Annotated in this window: 14 protein-coding genes; 9 read left to right on the forward strand and 5 right to left on the reverse strand. The window is 64.9% G+C overall.

The features are described from left to right. The first annotated feature begins 7 nt into the window (after positions 1 to 7). From IVA96_RS29675 to IVA96_RS29715, 9 genes are all read left to right on the forward strand, one after another. A complete protein-coding gene (locus IVA96_RS29675; protein WP_247279839.1) occupies positions 8 to 994 on the forward strand; it encodes an ABC transporter ATP-binding protein in 987 nt (328 codons plus the stop codon). Continuing rightward, positions 991 to 1980 (forward strand): oligopeptide/dipeptide ABC transporter ATP-binding protein, encoded by a 990-nt coding sequence (locus IVA96_RS29680; protein ID WP_247420868.1) that lies wholly within the window; start codon positions 991 to 993, stop codon positions 1978 to 1980. The genes IVA96_RS29675 and IVA96_RS29680 overlap by 4 nt, the downstream gene beginning before the upstream one ends. 81 nt (positions 1981 to 2061) lie before the next feature. Continuing rightward, positions 2062 to 3867, forward strand: coding sequence for a gamma-glutamyltransferase family protein (locus IVA96_RS29685; RefSeq protein WP_247420869.1), 1806 nt, complete (start codon positions 2062 to 2064; stop codon positions 3865 to 3867). Positions 3868 to 3876: 9 nt separating this feature from the next. Then, a complete protein-coding gene (locus IVA96_RS29690) occupies positions 3877 to 4587 on the forward strand; it encodes a DUF1028 domain-containing protein (RefSeq protein ID WP_247420870.1) in 711 nt (236 codons plus the stop codon). Then, positions 4584 to 5573: an ABC transporter ATP-binding protein gene (locus IVA96_RS29695; protein ID WP_247279843.1), complete on the forward strand. Its 990-nt coding sequence runs from the start codon at positions 4584 to 4586 to the stop codon at positions 5571 to 5573. The genes IVA96_RS29690 and IVA96_RS29695 overlap by 4 nt, the downstream gene beginning before the upstream one ends. Beyond that, complete coding sequence (locus tag IVA96_RS29700; protein ID WP_247420871.1) at positions 5573 to 6679, forward strand: dipeptide ABC transporter ATP-binding protein; 1107 nt, start codon at positions 5573 to 5575, stop codon at positions 6677 to 6679. Before IVA96_RS29695 ends, IVA96_RS29700 begins: the two co-directional genes overlap by 1 nt. A gap of 22 nt (positions 6680 to 6701) precedes the next feature. Next, a complete protein-coding gene (locus tag IVA96_RS29705; RefSeq protein WP_247279845.1) occupies positions 6702 to 8210 on the forward strand; it encodes an ABC transporter substrate-binding protein in 1509 nt (502 codons plus the stop codon). Between the two features lie 10 nt (positions 8211 to 8220). Next, the gene (locus tag IVA96_RS29710; RefSeq protein WP_247279846.1) at positions 8221 to 9162 is read left to right on the forward strand and encodes an ABC transporter permease; all 942 of its coding nucleotides are present in this window, start codon (positions 8221 to 8223) and stop codon (positions 9160 to 9162) included. A gap of 4 nt (positions 9163 to 9166) precedes the next feature. Continuing rightward, positions 9167 to 10051 (forward strand): ABC transporter permease, encoded by an 885-nt coding sequence (locus IVA96_RS29715; RefSeq protein WP_247279847.1) that lies wholly within the window; start codon positions 9167 to 9169, stop codon positions 10049 to 10051. A 116-nt stretch (positions 10052 to 10167) separates the two neighbouring features. Here the strand turns inward: IVA96_RS29715 and IVA96_RS29720 are convergent, their stop codons facing one another. The 5 genes from IVA96_RS29720 to IVA96_RS29740 all read right to left on the reverse strand — a co-directional run. Then, positions 10168 to 10914 (reverse strand): hypothetical protein, encoded by a 747-nt coding sequence (locus IVA96_RS29720; RefSeq protein ID WP_247279848.1) that lies wholly within the window; start codon positions 10912 to 10914, stop codon positions 10168 to 10170. 9 nt (positions 10915 to 10923) lie between these two features. Then, positions 10924 to 12174 (reverse strand): adenylate/guanylate cyclase domain-containing protein, encoded by a 1251-nt coding sequence (locus IVA96_RS29725; protein ID WP_247420872.1) that lies wholly within the window; start codon positions 12172 to 12174, stop codon positions 10924 to 10926. Next, entirely contained in the window at positions 12171 to 12560 is a 390-nt protein-coding gene (locus IVA96_RS29730) for a response regulator (RefSeq protein ID WP_247279850.1), read from the reverse strand. The genes IVA96_RS29725 and IVA96_RS29730 overlap by 4 nt, the downstream gene beginning before the upstream one ends. Then, positions 12557 to 15139 (reverse strand): ATP-binding protein, encoded by a 2583-nt coding sequence (locus tag IVA96_RS29735; protein ID WP_247420874.1) that lies wholly within the window; start codon positions 15137 to 15139, stop codon positions 12557 to 12559. The genes IVA96_RS29730 and IVA96_RS29735 overlap by 4 nt, the downstream gene beginning before the upstream one ends. 164 nt (positions 15140 to 15303) lie before the next feature. Continuing rightward, positions 15304 to 16918 (reverse strand): efflux RND transporter permease subunit (locus tag IVA96_RS29740; protein WP_247420877.1); only part of this gene is annotated, 1615 nt, incomplete at its 5' end.

The raw sequence follows: 16918 nt of genomic DNA on the forward strand, positions 1-16918 counted from the left end.
CTCGCTCATGACCGTACCTGTTCTCTCCGTGCGTAATCTTCATGTGGAGTTCGCCTCCCGCCGCGGCACGCTGCGCGCCATCGACGGCATCTCCTTCGACATTGCCAAGGGCGAGGTGCTCGGCGTCGTCGGCGAATCCGGCGCCGGCAAATCCGTCACCGGCCTCTCGGTAATCGGTCTGATCGATCCACCCGGCCGCATCGCCGGCGGCGAGATTCATCTCGCGGGCCTGCGCATCGACAATCTGCCGCCGGAAGAGATGCGCCGCATCCGGGGCAAGCGCATCGGCATGATCTTCCAGGATCCCCTCACCTCGCTTAATCCGCTCTACCGGGTCGGCGACCAGATCGTGGAGACGATCCGAACCCATCTCAATCTCTCCGAACAAGCGGCGCGGCGCCGCGCCGTCGAACTCTTGGCCGAAGTCGGCATCCCAGCGCCGGAAAAACGCATCGACGGCTATCCCCATGAATTCTCCGGCGGCATGCGCCAGCGCGTGGTGATTGCGCTGGCGATCTGCGCCGAACCGGAGCTGATCATCGCGGACGAGCCGACGACCGCGCTCGACGTCTCCGTGCAGGCGCAGATCATTTCGCTGATCAAGCGGCTCGGGCGCGACCACGGCACGGCCGTGATGCTGGTGACCCACGACATGGGCGTGATCGCAGAGACATCGGACCGCGTCGCGGTGATGTATGCCGGCCGCATCGCCGAGATCGGTCCCGTGCAGGACGTCGTGAAGAACCCGCTACACCCGTACGCCAAGGGGCTGATGGGCGCGATCCCGACGCTGGCCGGAGACGACAAGCGCCTCGTGCAGATTCCCGGGTCGATGCCGCGCCTGTCGGCGATCCCGCCGGGCTGCTCGTTCAACCCGCGCTGCGCGTTCGCCTTTGACCGCTGCCGCGTGGAGCGGCCGGAGCCGCTCCCACGTGGCGCGCAGTCGGTCGCCTGCCACCTCTATGACAATGTGCCGGCGGAGAGCGCGGTATGAGCGCACCGTTCGTCCAGGCTAGAAATCTGCGCCGGGTGTTCGACGTGTCGAAGCCATGGCTCAACCGCGTGCTCGAAGGCGGGCATCTCGAATATCTCAAGGCGGTCGACCACGTCACCTTCGAGATCAGGAAGGGCGAGACGTTTGCTCTGGTCGGTGAATCCGGTTCCGGCAAGACCACGGTGGCGCGGATGGTCGTCGGCCTGCTGCCGCCGAGCTCCGGCGACGTGCTGATCGACGGCGTGTCGATGACCGATCCGCGACAGGCTCCCGCACGCCGCAAGCTGCGCCGCCGCATCCAGATGATCTTCCAGGATCCGTATGCGAGCCTGAACCCGCGCTTCCGGGTCGACGCCATCATCTCCGAGCCGATCCGCGCCTTCGACCTGACCCAGGGTGAGCGTGACATCCAGGCGCGCGTCGGCGAGCTGCTCAGCCTCGTCGGCCTGCACCCCGACGACCGACTGAAATTTCCGCATGAATTCTCTGGCGGCCAGCGCCAGCGCATCGCGATCGCGCGCGCGCTCGCATCGGACGCCGAGTTTATCGTCTGCGACGAGCCGACCTCGGCCCTGGACGTCTCCGTGCAGGCGCAGATCCTGAACCTGATGCGCGACCTCCAGGACAAATTCGGCCTGACCTACATGTTCATCAGCCACAACCTCGCCGTGGTCCGCCACATGGCGAGCCGGGTCGGCGTGATGTATCTCGGCCGCATCGTCGAGATCGCGGAAGGACGCGAGCTGTTCGCCCGTCCGCGCATGCCCTACACCAAGATGCTGCTCGGTGCCGTGCCTGATCTCGCCATGAGCGGCCGCCAGCGCATTCCGGTCAAAGGCGAGATCCCGAACCCGATCAACCCGCCCTCCGGATGCGCCTTCAATCCGCGTTGCCCGCTGGCGTTCGATCGCTGCCGCAAGGAGACCCCGGAACTGATCGACGGCGTCGCCTGCCACGCGGTCAACACCGCGCCGGTCCCGGCGTGACGCGCGCGTGCCATGCAACCTGCGCATTTGGCGGCGGCGTGGCCCTGTGATCAATTGCGCGCGCCGCAAATGAGGTAGCCTATGGCCAGCAACATCAATCCCGATCCGTTCACGACGAGACCGGAAATCGAAGGCACCTTCGGGGTCGTCGCCACCACGCACTGGATCGCGACCGCCGTCGGCATGGCCATTCTGGAGAAGGGCGGCAATGCCTTCGACGCCGGCGTCGCCACCGCCTTCACGCTCCAGGTGGTCGAGCCGCATCTCAACGGCCCCGGCGGCGATGTGCCCATCATCGTCCATGATGTGAAGCGCGGGCGCACCGAGGTGATCTGCGGCCAGGGCCCGGCACCGGCGCGCGCCACCATCGCGCACTACAGGAGCGAGGGACTCGACATGGTGCCCGGCACCGGCCTGCTCGCCGCTTGCGTCCCCGGCACCTTCGAATCCTGGATGATGCTGCTGCGCGATTATGGCACGATGCGTGTGCGCGACGTGCTGGAGCCCGCGATCTCCTATGCGCGTGACGGCTATCCGCTGGTCGAGCGCGCCTGCGCCACGATCCACACCGTCGAGCAGTTGTTCCGCAAGCATTGGCCGACCTCGGCTGCCGTCTACCTGCCGAACGGTGAAGTGCCAAAGCCCGGTACGCTGTTCACCAACAAGACACTGGCTGCGACCTACTCCCGCATTCTCAGCGAAGCCGAAAGCGGCGGCGGCGGCCGCGACGCCGAGATCGAGCGCGCGCGCAAGGCTTGGTCGCAAGGCTTTGTCGCAGAAGCAATCGACAAATTCTGTCGGACGCAAGAGGTGATGGACGTCAGCGGCTCGCCGCATCGCGGCGTCCTCTCAGCGGACGACATGGCGCGGTGGCAGCCGACGATCGAGGCGCCGCTCACCTACGATTACGGTCGCTACACCGTCTGCAAGGCCGGCGTCTGGAGCCAGGGGCCGGTGACGCTTCAGCAGCTCGCTCTGTTGAAAGGCTTTGCGCTCGATGGGCTCGATCCGACCGGGCCGGAGTTCATCCATTTCCAGATCGAATGCGCCAAGCTGGCATTCGCCGACCGCGAAAAATTCTACGGCGACCCCAAATTCACCGAGATCCCGATCACGACGCTGCTGTCGGATGCTTATAATGACGAGCGCCGCAAGCTCGTCACCGACAAGGCCTCGCTCGATTTCGTGCCCGGCACGGTCGAGGGTTTTGGTGGCGTGGTCAGGCTGCGCCGTGCCGAGGGCCAGCGCGAGGCGGTCGGCGCGCTCGGCGCCGGCGAGCCGACGGTGGGCCGCTTCGGCGAAGTGCGCGGCGACACCGTGCATTTCGACATCATCGACGAGGCCGGCAACATGGTGTCCTCGACGCCATCGGGCGGCTGGCTGCAATCCTCGCCGATCATTCCCGAGCTCGGCTTCTGCCTCGGCAGCCGTGCGCAGATGTTCTGGCTGGAGGAGAACCATCCCGCCGCGCTTGCGCCGGGCAAGCGGCCGCGCACCACGCTGTCGCCGACCATGGCGCTGCGCGACGGCGAGCCCTATCTCGCCTGGGGCTCGCCGGGCGGCGATCAGCAGGACCAGTGGATCACACAGTTCTTCCTGCGCCACGTCCATTGCAACCTCAACCTCCAGGAGGCGATCGACGCGCCGGCTTGGCACTCCGAGCATTTTCCGATCTCGTTCTGGCCGCGCACTGCGCGCCCGGGCGTGCTCGTGGTCGAGAACCGCGTGCCAAAGGCCACGATCGAGAACCTTCGCGAGCGCGGGCATATCGTCGAGGTCGGTCCCGACTGGTCCGAAGGCCGTCTTACCGCGGCCTCGCGCGTCGGCCCCCGTCGACGCGCTGCCGCCAATCCGCGCGGGATGCAGGGCTATGCCGCGGGACGCTGAAGGCAGCACATGACCTGGTCGATCATCGCGCGAGATGCTGCCACCGGCCAGTTCGGCATTGCCGTCGCGACCCGCTTCTTCGCGGTCGGCGCGCGTGTTCCGTACATTGCCGCCGGCCTCGGCGCCATCGCGACGCAGGCCTTCGTCAATCCCTATTACGGCATCGACGGTGTCAAGCTGCTGCGCGAAGGCCTCAATGCACACGACGTGCTCGCCGCCCTGCTCGCGACCGATGACGGCCGCGAAAGCCGGCAGATCCACATCATGGACGCTAGCGGCGACATCGCCGCGCACACCGGGTGCGATTGCGTCGAATGGTGCGGGCACATCGCAGGCAGCGGCTTCTCGATCGCCGGCAACATGCTGACGGGAGCCGACGTGCTCGACGAGACGGCCAAGACCTACATTGCCAACGACAGCCTGCCCTTTCCGCGCCGCCTGCTCGCGGCCATGCGTGCGGGCGAAGCCGCCGGCGGCGACAAGCGCGGCAAGCAGTCGGCCGCGCTGTTGATCCACGGCGAGGAGGAATGGCCGGCGCTGGACATTCGGGCCGACGATCATCCCGATCCGCTCGGGGAGCTCGAACGGCTTGAGCGTGTCAGCCAGGAGCTCTGGGTGCACTTCCGGGCCTCCATGCCGACGCGGCAGAACCCGGCCGGCAACACCGATCGCAGCGTGATCGACGCCAGCATCACCGCAGCCCGCGCAAGACAGTCATGAGCGCCACCCCACTCATCGAGATCAAGGATCTGCGCATCCGCTTCCACGGCGACGACGGCCGTATCACGCATGCGGTCGACAGCGTCGATCTCAGCGTCGCCAATGGCGCCACGCTCGGCCTCGTCGGCGAATCCGGCTGCGGCAAGAGCGTGACTTCTTTGGCGATCATGGGCCTGCTGCCGAAGAGAAGCGCGGAGATATCCGGAGCGATCCGCTTCGAGGGGCTCGACCTCTTGAAGACGCCGGACCAGACGCTACGCGACCTGCGCGGCAACCGTCTGGCGATGATCTTTCAGGAGCCGATGACCTCACTTAACCCGAGCCTGACCATCGGCGAGCAGATCATCGAGACGATCCAGCGCCATCGCGGCGGTTCGCGGCGCAATGCGCGGGAGCGGGCGATCGAGCTCCTGCGCCGCGTCCACATCCCCTCACCGGAGCGACGGATCGACGAATTCCCGCACAAGCTCTCCGGCGGCATGCGCCAGCGCGTGATGATCGCAATGGCGCTCGCCTGCGATCCGCGCCTGCTGATCGCGGACGAGCCGACCACGGCGCTCGACGTCACCTTGCAGGCGCAGATTCTGGAGCTGATGCGCGAGTTGAAGGCGGCGAGCGGTGCCGCCATCATCCTGATCACGCATGATCTCGGCGTCGTCGCCGAAGTCTGCGACGAGGTCGCGGTGATGTATGCCGGTGAGATCGTCGAACGCGCGCCTGTCGACGAATTGTTCTCGGCGCCGCAGCATCCCTACACGGTCGGCCTGCTTGGCTCGATCCCGCGGCTCGATCATCGCGCCGAGCAGCTCGCCACGATCGAAGGCATGGTGCCGAACATGGCACGGCTGCCCGCCGGTTGCCGCTTCGCCGCGCGCTGCCCGTTCGTGCTGGACGCCTGCACCAGGGCGCCGCCGCCACTGCTGCAAGTCAGCCCCGGCCACCTCTCGCGCTGCATCCGTGCGCCGCTCGAACGTTTGGTGTCGTGATGGCACTGCTCGAGGTCCAAGACCTGGTCAAGCATTTCGTCGCCGAACGCTCGCTGTTCGGCCGCGCGCGGGCGCATGTCAAGGCCGTCGATGGCGTCAGCTTCTCGCTCGAGGCCGGCAAGACGCTGGCCCTGGTCGGTGAGTCCGGTTGCGGCAAATCCACCGTCAGCCGCTTGGTGCTGCGGCTGATCGAGCCGGACGCGGGTACGGTTCGTTTTGACGGCCGCGATCTTCTCTCCCTCGACGCCAATGCGCTCCGCGCCTTCCGCCGCGAAGCCCAGATCATCTTCCAGGACCCCTACGCCTCGCTCAATCCGCGCATGACCGTCGGCCAGATCCTGACCGAGCCGCTGGCGCTGCACGATCTGGTGCCGCCGACGCAGCGGCGCGGGCGGGTCGCCGAACTGCTGCGGCTGGTCGGGCTGGAGCCGCGGCTGGAGCGCCGTTATCCGCATGAATTCTCCGGGGGTCAGCGCCAGCGCATTGCCATCGCCCGTGCGCTCGCAGTCGAGCCGAAGCTGATCGTCTGCGACGAGCCGGTCTCGGCGCTGGATGTCTCGATCCGCTCGCAGATCCTCAACCTGCTGCGCGAGCTCCAGGACCGGCTCGGCCTCGCCTATATTTTCGTGTCGCATGACCTCGCGGTGGTCAAGCATATCGCCGACCACGTGGCGGTGATGAATCTTGGCCAGATCGTCGAGACGGCGGAGGCGGACGCGCTGTTCGCAGCGCCCCGCCATCCCTATAGCCGGGCGCTGTTGTCCGCGATCCCCCTGCCCCACCCGAAAGCGAAACGAACGACCGTCCTATTGACGGGCGAGATCCCGAGCGCACTCAATCCGCCGGCGGGCTGCCGCTTCCATACCCGCTGCCCCTTCGTTGTCGAGCGCTGTCGCATTGAAGCGCCGGAGCTCCTGGCAGACAGCGCGGGCCACGCCGCCGCCTGTCACCGTACGGCAGAGCTACCGTCTACCGACGCCATCCTGCCGGCAGCCGGCGGGTTTTCGCCAGCACTTGTGAAATTGGTCGCGGCTTTCAGCCGAAAGACGGAAGGCGCAGCGGTTTCCGGGGTTGGTATACAAGGCACCGCACCCACCACGACGTAGCCGAAGCAATGGGGACTGCCCGATGAACATGTTTCGCCTGGCCATAACGGCCACCGCCTTCCTGCTGTCGGTCGTAACAGCGCAAGCCCAGACCACGCTGCGCATCGGCCTCGCCGAGGACCCCGACATCCTCGATCCGACCATGGCGCGCACCTATGTCGGCCGGATCGTGTTCTCCGCATTCTGCGACAAGCTGTTCGACATCGACGAGAAGCTCAACATCGTGCCGCAGCTCGCGCTATCGAGCCAAACGGACGACGACGGCAAGGCGCTCGTCATCAAGCTCCGCCCCGGTGTGAAATTCCACGACGGCGAGCCGTTCGATGCCGAGGCCGCCAAGTTCTCGTTGGAACGCCACCTCACCTTTCCCGGCTCGTTCCGCAAGCCGGAGCTGGCCTCGGTCGATCACGTCGAGGTCGTCGATCCCCTCACGATCAAGCTGGTACTGAAGTCGCCGTTCTCGCCATTGCTCGCGCAGCTCACCGATCGCGCGGGCATGATGATGTCGCCGAAGGCGGCGAAGGAAGCCGGCGATAAGTTCGGCCTGCGTCCGGTCTGCGCCGGCCCCTATAAGTTCGTCGAACGCGTGCAGCAGGACCGCATCGTATTCGAGAGGTTCGCGGACTACTGGAACAAGGACAACGTCTTCATCGATCGTATCGTGTTCCAGCCGATCGTCGATGCCACGGTGCGGCTCGCGAACCTGAAATCCGGTGGACTGGACCTGATCGAGCGCGTGCTCGCCACCGACCTCAAGGAGGTCCGCGCGGATTCGCGGCTGAAGGTCGCGACCGCCATCGAGCTCGGGTATCAGGGCATCACGCTCAACATCGGCAAGGACAAGGCCAAGGGGCCACTCAGCCAATCGGCCAAGGTGCGCCAGGCGCTCGACCTTGCCATCGACCGCGAGGCGATCAACCAGGTCGTGTTCAACGGCGAGTTTCAGGTTGGCAATCAATGGGTCAATCCCGATCATCCCTATTATCAGAAATCCCTGCCGGTCCGTCCCCGCAACGTCGAGAAGGCCAAGGCGCTGCTGAAGGAAGCCGGCGTGACACCGCCGGTCAGCGTCGATTTCCTGGTATCGAAGGGCGCGGAGACCGAAACGCCGGCGCAGGTGATCCAGTCCATGGCGGCCGAAGCCGGGTTCGACATGAAGCTCCGCGTCACCGAATTCGCAACCGGGCTGAAGCAGGCTGAGGCCGGCGATTACCAAGCCTTCATGCTGGCCTGGAGCGGGCGCGTCGATCCCGACGGCAACACCTTCGTCTTCCTGCACAGCGGCGCGCCGCAGAATTACGGCGCTTGGAACAATGCGCAGGCCGACAAGGCGCTGGAGGATGCGCGATCGGTGACCGATCCCACCAAGCGCAAAGCCAGTTACGAAGCCCTGGCGAGGCTGGTCCAGGACGAAGAGCCCCTCCTGTACCTCTACCACCGCCGCATCATCATCGCGCATGCGACGAAGCTCGAAGGCTACAGGCAGATGCCTGACGGGCTCGTGCGCGTTATCGGCCTCAAGCTGAAGTGACAATGAAGGGATGCTGAAGTTCCTCGCGCGCCGCCTTGTGCAGATCGTGCCGACACTGTTCTTCGTCTCGGTGCTGATCTTCTCGCTCCAGCAATTGTTGCCGGGAGATCCTGCGCTGGTGATGGCGGGCGAAGAGCGCGATCCTGCCGTGATCGAACAGATCCGGCATCAGTACCGGCTCGATCAGCCCATCCCTGTGCAGTACGCCTATTGGATCAAGGGCGTACTCGCCGGCGATTTCGGCGAATCGCTGCGCAACAAGATGCCGGTGCGCGAGCTGATCGCGCAGAAGCTGCCGGTGACCTTACAGCTCGGCTCGATGGCAATCCTGATCGCTTTCCTGATCGGCATCCCCGCCGGCATTGTCGCGGCGGTGAAGAAGGGCACCGTCTGGGACTATGGCGCCAATTTCTTCGCGCTATGGGGCATCTCCACGCCGAACTTCTGGCTCGGCATCATGCTGATCTTCCTGTTCTCGATCGAGCTCGGCTGGTTGCCGGCCTCGGGCTATGTGCCGCTCACCGAAAACTGGCGCGCGAGCCTGGCTGCCACCATCATGCCCGCCTTCGTGCTCGGCAATGCAATTGCCGCGATCCTGATGCGGCACACCCGCAGCGCTATGCTCCAGGTGATGGAGAGCGACTATGTCCGCACTGCGCGCGCCAAGGGACTGTTGGAACGCTCGGTCATCCTCAAGCACGCGATGCGTAACGCACTGACACCTATCATCACGCTCGGTGCGCTCGAGCTCGGCACGCTGCTGTCAGGCGCCGTGCTGACCGAACAGATCTTCTCCATCCCCGGCTTCGGCAAGCTGATTGTGGATGCGGTGTTCAATCGCGATTATGCGGTCGTGCAGGGCGTGGTGCTGGTGACAGCCACCGTCTACATCACGCTGAATCTCATTGCGGACGTCGCCTATATTCTCGTCAATCCGCGGCTGCGGGGCTAGTGCCATGAGCGACACGACGCTCGCCAGTCCCCTCACGCAAGCTCACGAGCTGGACAGCCCGGCACGCCGCGCGCGGCGGCGCCTGTTCAAGCGCAAGGCCGCTGTGTTTGGCCTCATCGTGATCATCGCGTTCATCCTTCTTGCGGTGCTTGCGCCGGTCCTCGTTCCCTTCGATCCCATCGCGACGAGCTGGAGCCTGGTGCGCAAGCCGCCGACCGCCGCGCACTGGTTCGGCACCGACGAACTCGGCCGCGACATCCTGAGCCGCGTCGTCTACGGCGCGCGAGCCTCGCTGCTCGCGGGCCTGATCTCGGTTGCGATCGCGCTCGGCATCGGCGTCCCGTTGGGCCTCCTCGCAGGCTATCGCGGCGGCTTCACCGACGCACTGATCAGCCGGATCACGGACGCAATGCTCGCCTGCCCGTTCCTGATCCTGGCAATTGCGCTCGCGGCATTCCTCGGCCCCAGCCTCGGCAACGCCATGATCGCCATCGGCATTTCGGCCACCCCGATCTTCATCCGCCTGACCCGCGGCCAGGTGCTGAGCGTCAAGGCCGAGGATTATGTCGAGGCCGCGCGCGCACTCGGCAATCCGCCATGGCGGATCGCATTCTCGCACATCCTGCCGAACATCCTTCCGGCGCTGCTGGTTCAGGCGACGCTGTCGATCGCCGCCGCCATCATCGCCGAAGCGGCGCTGTCGTTCCTTGGCCTGGGCCAGCAACCGCCGGCACCGTCCTGGGGCAGCATGCTCAATGCCGCACAGCGCTTCCTGACCCAGGCGCCCTGGATGGCGATCTGGCCGGGGCTCGCGATCTTCCTCGTGGTGTTGTCGCTGAACCTGCTTGGCGACGGCCTGCGCGACGCGCTCGACCCGCGCCAGCGCTAGCTGTCCCTCATGGTGAGGAGCGCGTTCTTACGCGCGTCTCGAACCATGAAGGCCCGACTGTCCCTGTAGCCATCCTTCGAGACGCGGCCTAGCGGCCGCTCCTCAGGATGAGGATCTTAAATGACGATCTCCCGCATCACGCGGCGGCAGTCCATCTCATATTCCAGATCGACCACGGGTGGTCGGGCAAAATGCCAGGTGAGGCCGGAGCGCAACGCGCCGCGGCGCACCAACTCGTCGACCAGCGCGTGATGGAAGTCATGCACCGAATAGGCCTGCACGCCGGTGGTGTCCTTCCAGCCGAAGCCGAAGGCCGCCATCCGGTTCTCCATCTGCGCGGTCGTCGTGAAGCGTACCTTCTCCCGCAGCCCTTCCGGGCTGAGGTCGCGGTAACGTACCGTGCGCTCGACATAGGTGCCGCTGCCCTCGCGAGCCTCGGCTCCGCCGGCGATCACGAAGCTCGGCGATTTCGACGGGGTCGGGCGCGTGAAGGAGAACGCGTAGAACGACGGCTCCGACGGCGGATCGATCTCGGGACAGACATTGCTGCGTGCCACGGGATTGTTGGTGCCGTCGAAGATCCCCCATTCCGACAGCGTCTTCACATAGTGCAGGTTGAACGCGCGAAAACCTTCCTCGCTGAAGGCCGCCGGCGAGCGCAATTCGCAGGCACAGAACGCCGTGAGCGGCCGCCCTGCCTCCTGGATGAGCTTTGCCGCCAGCGCAAATCCTTCCGCAAGCGGCACCAGGCGATCGAACCGGACGCGCTCGATCTCGTAGCCGTCATCTGCGGCGGCACCCGCCGAATACTGGAACACGGACGGAATGAAACGATAATTGCCGGCAGAGAACTCACGAATCATGACGGACTCCTATTCCAGTTGCATGCGAATGCCCTTGGCGCCGTTGAGCAGGCGCTTCAGGTGAAAGCCGGCCAGGGGATCGTCGGCGTTCATGCCGACCAGCGCCGCGAATGCCGGCATGGCGGCGACGTCGCCGGCCTCCATCTTGGCAAAAGCCTGGGAATATAGCGCCGTTTCCGACGCTTCGAATTTGGCCTCCGACAGCGGTTCGAACGCGCGCAGCGGCTCGCTGCGTCCGCGCAGCATCAGCTCGCCTATTGGGCGGCCTTGAAAGTTATCGGCCGACGTGGCGACGCTGATGCTGACACACATGCGCGTTCCCAGATGCTTGTTGGCAGCCTCCAGCCGCGCCGCAATATTGATGGTGTCGCCGTAGGCGGTGTAGTCGAAGAAGCGATTGCCGCCGAAATTACCGACCAGCGCCGGGCCTGCATGCACGCCGATCCGAGTGGTCCCGAAATTCACGCCTCTGCCCCTCCAACGCGCCGAGAAGGCCTCCGCCCAGGCGTCGAGATCATGTGCGCAAGTGACTGCACGCGTCGCATAATCCGGCTGGTCCCCCGGCGAGTTGAAGAGCACCTGGATCGCATCGCCGATGATTTTCGTGACCGTCCCCTCATGTGCGAAGACGATCTCGGTCATGCCGCCGACATATTCATTGAGGAGCTCGCCGAGCATCTGGGGCGGTGCGCTCTCCACCAGCGAGGTGAAGCCGGTGATGTCGGTAAAGATGGTCGCGACGTCGCGCCACTGCACCTCCATGCCGTCGCCGGCGACATCCGCCGCCAGGCGCCTTGCGATCTCCGGCGAGAAGAAGCGCGACAGCGAGGCATGGGCGCGCTCGGCTTCCATCTGGCGCCGCCGCACCTCGCGCAGCATCTCGACGTGGCGAATGGTTTTATCGATCGTGGCTTCCAGATCGGCGAAATCGATCGGCTTGGTCAGGAAGTCGAACGCGCCGCGGTTCATGGCGGTACGGATGTTGCTCATGTCACCATAGGCGGAGACGATGATGGTCGACTTCTTGTCCTCGGCCTCCTGAAGCTTCGTGAGCAGCGACAGTCCGTCCATCCGCGGCATGTTGATGTCGGAGACCACCATATCGACATGCGGATTCCGCTCAAGCGATTGCAGCGCCTCAAGGCCGTCGCGCGCGAACATGATGTCGATGAGCCCGTCCCGGATCTGCCTGCGGAATTTTTGCAGAATCAGCGCCTCGAGATCCGGTTCATCATCGACGAAGAGGATGGTCGCAGTCATGCGGCTTGCTCGAGCCTCGTGTCGATCTCCTGCCGCAACAGCGCAAAGTCGATCGGCTTGGTGAGGAGCCCGACGGCGCCGCGCTCGATCGCCTTGCGGCGCGTTTCGGCATCGCCATAGGCCGTGATCATGATGACGGGAACATCCGGATGCGCGGCACGCACCTTCGGCAGCATGTCGAGCCCGCTCATGCCGGGCATGTTGATGTCCGAGAGAATCAAAATCAGCGAGGGATCGCGAACTTCGGCCGCGCGCCTCAGCGCATCTGGCGCAGAGGACGCAAACTCCATCTGGAAGCGTCCCGCGCGCAGCTCCCGCCGGAACTGCTGCCGGAACAGCGCCTCGACGTCGGGCTCGTCATCGACGACCAGGATATAAACGTTCAAGTCTTGTCTCCAGTAGTTCCACTTGCCGCCATCATGCGCGGCAGCGTGATGATGAATTCGGTGAATACACCGGGCTCGGTGTTCACGTCGATCGTGCCGCCGTGCTGTTTCACGACGATGTCATGGCTCATGGAAAGGCCGAGCCCGGTGCCCTCGCCGGCCGGCTTGGTGGTGAAGAATGGATTGAACATCTTCTCCTTCACCTCGGGCGGGATCCCGGTGCCGTTGTCGCGGATCCGGATCTCGACTCTCTCGCCGAGGTTCTTCGTTGCCGCGCGCAAGATCGGCTCGAAGGCGTCAACGGCGCTCTCCTTGCGCTTGGCAGTTGCGTAGAAGCCGTTGGAGATCAGGTTGAGAAAGACGCGCGTGATCTCCTGCGGATAGATATCGACCATACTGGCGGCGGGATCGAGTTCGCGCTGGAGCGTGACGTTGAAGGCCGGTCTTTCGGCGCGCGCGCCGTGGTAGGCCAAATTAAGGCTCTCCTCCAGGACTGCATTGATATCGACGACGCGATGCTCGCCGGAGCCCTCGCGCGAATGCAGCAGCATGTTCCTGACGATGGAATCGGCGCGTTTGCCGTGCTGCACCACTTTCTCGAGATTGCTCCTGAGCATGCCGGTCAGCTCATCGACCTCCTCCTTCATCTTGCCGTCGAGCGCGGCCGACTGCAGGGTCTCCTTGAGCTCGTCGAGCAGCTCGGTCGACACCGCTGAGAAGTTGTTGACGAAGTTGAGCGGATTCTTGATCTCATGGGCGATGCCCGCCGTGAGCTGGCCGAGGGACGCGAGCTTCTCGGTCTGGATCAGGCGATCCTGGGCGGCGCGCAGGTCGTCGAGCGACTGCGACAACTCTCTGGTCCGTTCCTGGACCTCCTCGAACAACCGGACATTCTCGATCGCGATAAGGGCCTGGTCTGCGAAGGTCGTGGCGAGTCCGATCTGCTTCGCGCTAAACGGCCGCACCTCGTGTCGCGTCAGAACGAACACGCCGATCGGTGCGCCCTCTCGAAGCAAGGGCACACCCAGCATCGTACGTACGTTGGCGCGCCTTCGGGCGGACGAAGGCGCGTATTCCGGGTCGGCCTGCACATCCGGGACATGAACCGTCTTGCCATCGAGCAGCGTGCGGCCGACCACACTTCCCCGTTCAGGTACAGACGCGAAAGTCCGAAGCTTGTTTTCCTGCTCCGCGCCGAGCCCGCAGCTTGCCGCCAAATAGAAAACGCCATCATTGGGCCGGAAAATCGTTCCCTCGTCCGCGTCACACAGGCGGGCTGCCGAGCCAACAAGCGTGTTCAGCACGGCTTGCAGGTCGAACGCCGAACGGCTGATGACTTTCAGCACGTCGGCGGTCGCAGTCTGCTGCTGCAGGGACTCGCTCAATTCCGCTGTGCGCCGTTCGACCTTGTTTTCGAGGTCGGCGTAGGATTCCTGCAAGCGCGCGCCCATCTCGTTGAATTGGTCGGCGAGACCTTCGAACTCGTCGCCGGTTTTGATCGAGATGCGCTGGGAGAAGTCGCCGCCGCCGATCCGCTCGGCGCCGCTGCGCAGCGCCTGGATCGGACCGACCATGCGGCGCGCGAGAAAGATCCCCGCAAGCACCGCGAAAATCGAAGCCGCCAGCAGCACGATCGCAAGCCGCTGTAACGAGGCGTAGAGCGAAGCGTAGGCCTCCTCGACCGGCAATTCCACGAACATTGTCCAGCCGAGCGGCGCGATCGGGGCGGAGGCCGTCAGAACCTTCTGCCCCTGAATGTTCGTCGCCTCCTGCAATGCGTCCGGCATGACGCCGCCCCCGGCTTGAGCGCCGCGCACCTGCGCGAGACCAGACATGTCGGTGTTGCGCAGCACAAGACTGATGTCGGGATGCGCGATCAGGCGCCCTCCCGGTCCGACCACGTAGGCAACTCCGCGCTCACCGACCTTGATCTGGGACACAACGTCCCAGATCAGCTTGAGGTTGACCTCGGCGATGCTGACGCCGGCATCCTTGCGCGCACCGGCCAGCGCCAGCGTCATGTACGGCTCGGACTCCCTGCGGAAATAGATGGGTCCGTAATAGACCTTGTGTGCGACTGCTTCGGTGAACTTTGGGTCGCTCGATAGGTCGATGCCGCTGTCGATCGCATCCATCGCCAGCCGCGAGACCCGCAACCGCTCCTTGCCGGTCGAATCCACCTGGGCAAACTCGGTGATCCCAGGCACCTGACGCAGCAGCCGCAGCGCGTCGAACCGGCGCTGCTCGATCGAGCCCGCCGACCAGGGCAGTTGCGTGGTCCAGCCGAGCTGGCTCTCGATCTCCTTGACAAACTGCCCGATCTTGGCCGCGGCCGCCTCGGCCTGCTCATGCTGGACCCGGATCAGCGAGGCCTTGTGTTCGCGATAATAGAAGAAGACCTCGAACAGGCCGTTGGCGAGGAGCGCGACGGTGACCACGGCCACGAACAGCGCGACATATTTGGTGAACAACCGGCTCCTGATCCCCTGCCCCATCCCCGCGCCGGCAGGGACACCATCCGCTGCCGCGGTCGGCAGCGTCCTGGCTTGCGGGGTGTCGGGAACAACGGAAAGGCTCATCCCTTGGAAACTACCAAGAAGAGCGGACCTTGTCTCTCGCAAGCACCCGGGAGCGGCCGCCCGATGGCCGGTGCGGCGCCTCACTACGCGCCGGGGCACAAAAAACACAATAAAAGGGCGGCAACGGAAACCGCTGCCGCCCTCTGGTTCGCGCGCCTACAGCCTCAGGTCGGCCGCAAGGCCTTGTTGGAGCCGAGGTCGAGCTCGTTGACTTGCTTGTTCCGCTCCGAATCGGCCGCCGCGCGATGGTCGGTCGCCAGCACCACGTAGACCGCCGGCAGCACGAACAGCGTGAACAGCGTGCCAATCGACATGCCGGCCACGACGACCAGACCGATCGAGAAGCGGCTGGCCGCACCGGCGCCGGTCGCAGTCAGGAGCGGGATCAGACCCGTCACCATCGCGGCCGTGGTCATCAGGATCGGGCGCAGGCGAATGCGCGCCGACATCTCGATGGCCGAGCGGCGGTCGAGCCGCTCGCTGACCTGGAGCTCATTGGCGAACTCCACCATCAGGATGCCGTGCTTGGTGATCAGGCCGACCAGGGTGAGCAGGCCGACCTGGGTGTAGATGTTCATCGTCGCCACGCCGAAGAACAGCGGGATCAGCGCGCCGACGATCGCCATCGGCACCGAGATCATGATCACCAGCGGGTCGCGCAAGCTCTCGAACTGCGCCGCCAGCACCAGGAAGATGATGATCAGCGCGAAGCCGAAGGTGATCGCGAGCTGGTTACCTTCCTGAACATACTGCCTGCTGTCCGCCAGATAATCGTGGCTGAAGCCTTGCGGCAGCTTCATGGCCTCGCCTTCGAGGAAATCGACTGCCGCACCAACGGTCACGCCGGGCATCGGCACGGCCGAGAACGTCGCCGAATTGAGCTGGTTGTAGTGGGTCAGCGAGTTCGGGTCGGTCTTGGTCTCGATCGACACCACCGTGGACAGCGGGAGCTGCTGGCCGGTGTTGGTCGTCACATAGTAGCCGCCGAGCGATTCCGGCGACAGACGCTTGCCGCGCGGCACCTGCGGGATCACCTGGTAGGAGCGGCCCTCGAGGTTGAAGCGGTTGATGTAGTTGCCGCCAAGCAGCACCGCGAGCGTAGAGCCGAGGTTCTGCATGTTGACGCCGAGGTCCTGCGCCTTGGTCCGATCGATCGTGACCTTCACGTTCGGCTGATTGTAGGCAAGGTCGCTGTCGGAGACGATGAACATGCCGCTCTTGCGTGCGGCGTCCTTCAGCTTCTCCATCTGCTCATAGACCGTCTGGAATCCGGCGGTGGAGTTGATCACCATCTGGATCGGCAGACCGCCCGGCCCGCCCGGCAGCGGCGGCAGGTTGAATGCGAAGGCCTGCACGCCCTCGATCTTGGAGAGCTCGGCCTGCACCAGCGGCTTGAGCTGGATCGACGACCGCTTGCGCTCGTCCCAAGGCTTCAGGAGCATGCCGGCGATGCCGCCCTGCGGCCCGTTGATGCCGTTCAGCACGAAACGCAGATCGGTCTCGGGGAATTTCTGGAATTCCTTGTCGAGCTTCTCGCCATAGAAATCGACATAGTCGATGTTGGCGTATTTCGGCGCTTTGGTCACCGCAAACACGATGCCCTGGTCTTCCTCCGGCGCCAGCTCCTTCGAGGTGTGCATGTAGAGGAAGCCGACCAACCCGAGGATCGTCACCGCGAACAGGCCGGTGATCGCCTTGTAATCCAACGAGCGGTCCAGCTTGCGCCCGTACCACCGCGTGATGGCGCCGAACACCCGGTTCACAAGCTTGGAGAACCGG

Origin of the sequence: Bradyrhizobium sp. 159 (assembly GCF_023073795.1) — a bacterium.
In the GTDB taxonomy this organism is placed as follows: Bacteria; Pseudomonadota; Alphaproteobacteria; order Rhizobiales; family Xanthobacteraceae; genus Bradyrhizobium.

What these genes read in the sequence shown, in the direction of transcription:
- IVA96_RS29675 (WP_247279839.1), top strand. Translation starts at nt 8, where the DNA reads ATGACCGTACCTGTTCTCTCCGTGCGTAATCTTCATGTGGAGTTCGCC.
- IVA96_RS29680 (WP_247420868.1), top strand. Translation starts at nt 991, where the DNA reads ATGAGCGCACCGTTCGTCCAGGCTAGAAATCTGCGCCGGGTGTTCGAC.
- IVA96_RS29685 (WP_247420869.1), top strand. Translation starts at nt 2,062, where the DNA reads ATGGCCAGCAACATCAATCCCGATCCGTTCACGACGAGACCGGAAATC.
- IVA96_RS29690 (WP_247420870.1), top strand. Translation starts at nt 3,877, where the DNA reads ATGACCTGGTCGATCATCGCGCGAGATGCTGCCACCGGCCAGTTCGGC.
- IVA96_RS29695 (WP_247279843.1), top strand. Translation starts at nt 4,584, where the DNA reads ATGAGCGCCACCCCACTCATCGAGATCAAGGATCTGCGCATCCGCTTC.
- IVA96_RS29700 (WP_247420871.1), top strand. Translation starts at nt 5,573, where the DNA reads ATGGCACTGCTCGAGGTCCAAGACCTGGTCAAGCATTTCGTCGCCGAA.
- IVA96_RS29705 (WP_247279845.1), top strand. Translation starts at nt 6,702, where the DNA reads ATGAACATGTTTCGCCTGGCCATAACGGCCACCGCCTTCCTGCTGTCG.
- IVA96_RS29710 (WP_247279846.1), top strand. Translation starts at nt 8,221, where the DNA reads ATGCTGAAGTTCCTCGCGCGCCGCCTTGTGCAGATCGTGCCGACACTG.
- IVA96_RS29715 (WP_247279847.1), top strand. Translation starts at nt 9,167, where the DNA reads ATGAGCGACACGACGCTCGCCAGTCCCCTCACGCAAGCTCACGAGCTG.
- IVA96_RS29720 (WP_247279848.1), bottom strand. Translation starts at nt 10,914, where the DNA reads ATGATTCGTGAGTTCTCTGCCGGCAATTATCGTTTCATTCCGTCCGTG.
- IVA96_RS29725 (WP_247420872.1), bottom strand. Translation starts at nt 12,174, where the DNA reads ATGACTGCGACCATCCTCTTCGTCGATGATGAACCGGATCTCGAGGCG.
- IVA96_RS29735 (WP_247420874.1), bottom strand. Translation starts at nt 15,139, where the DNA reads ATGAGCCTTTCCGTTGTTCCCGACACCCCGCAAGCCAGGACGCTGCCG.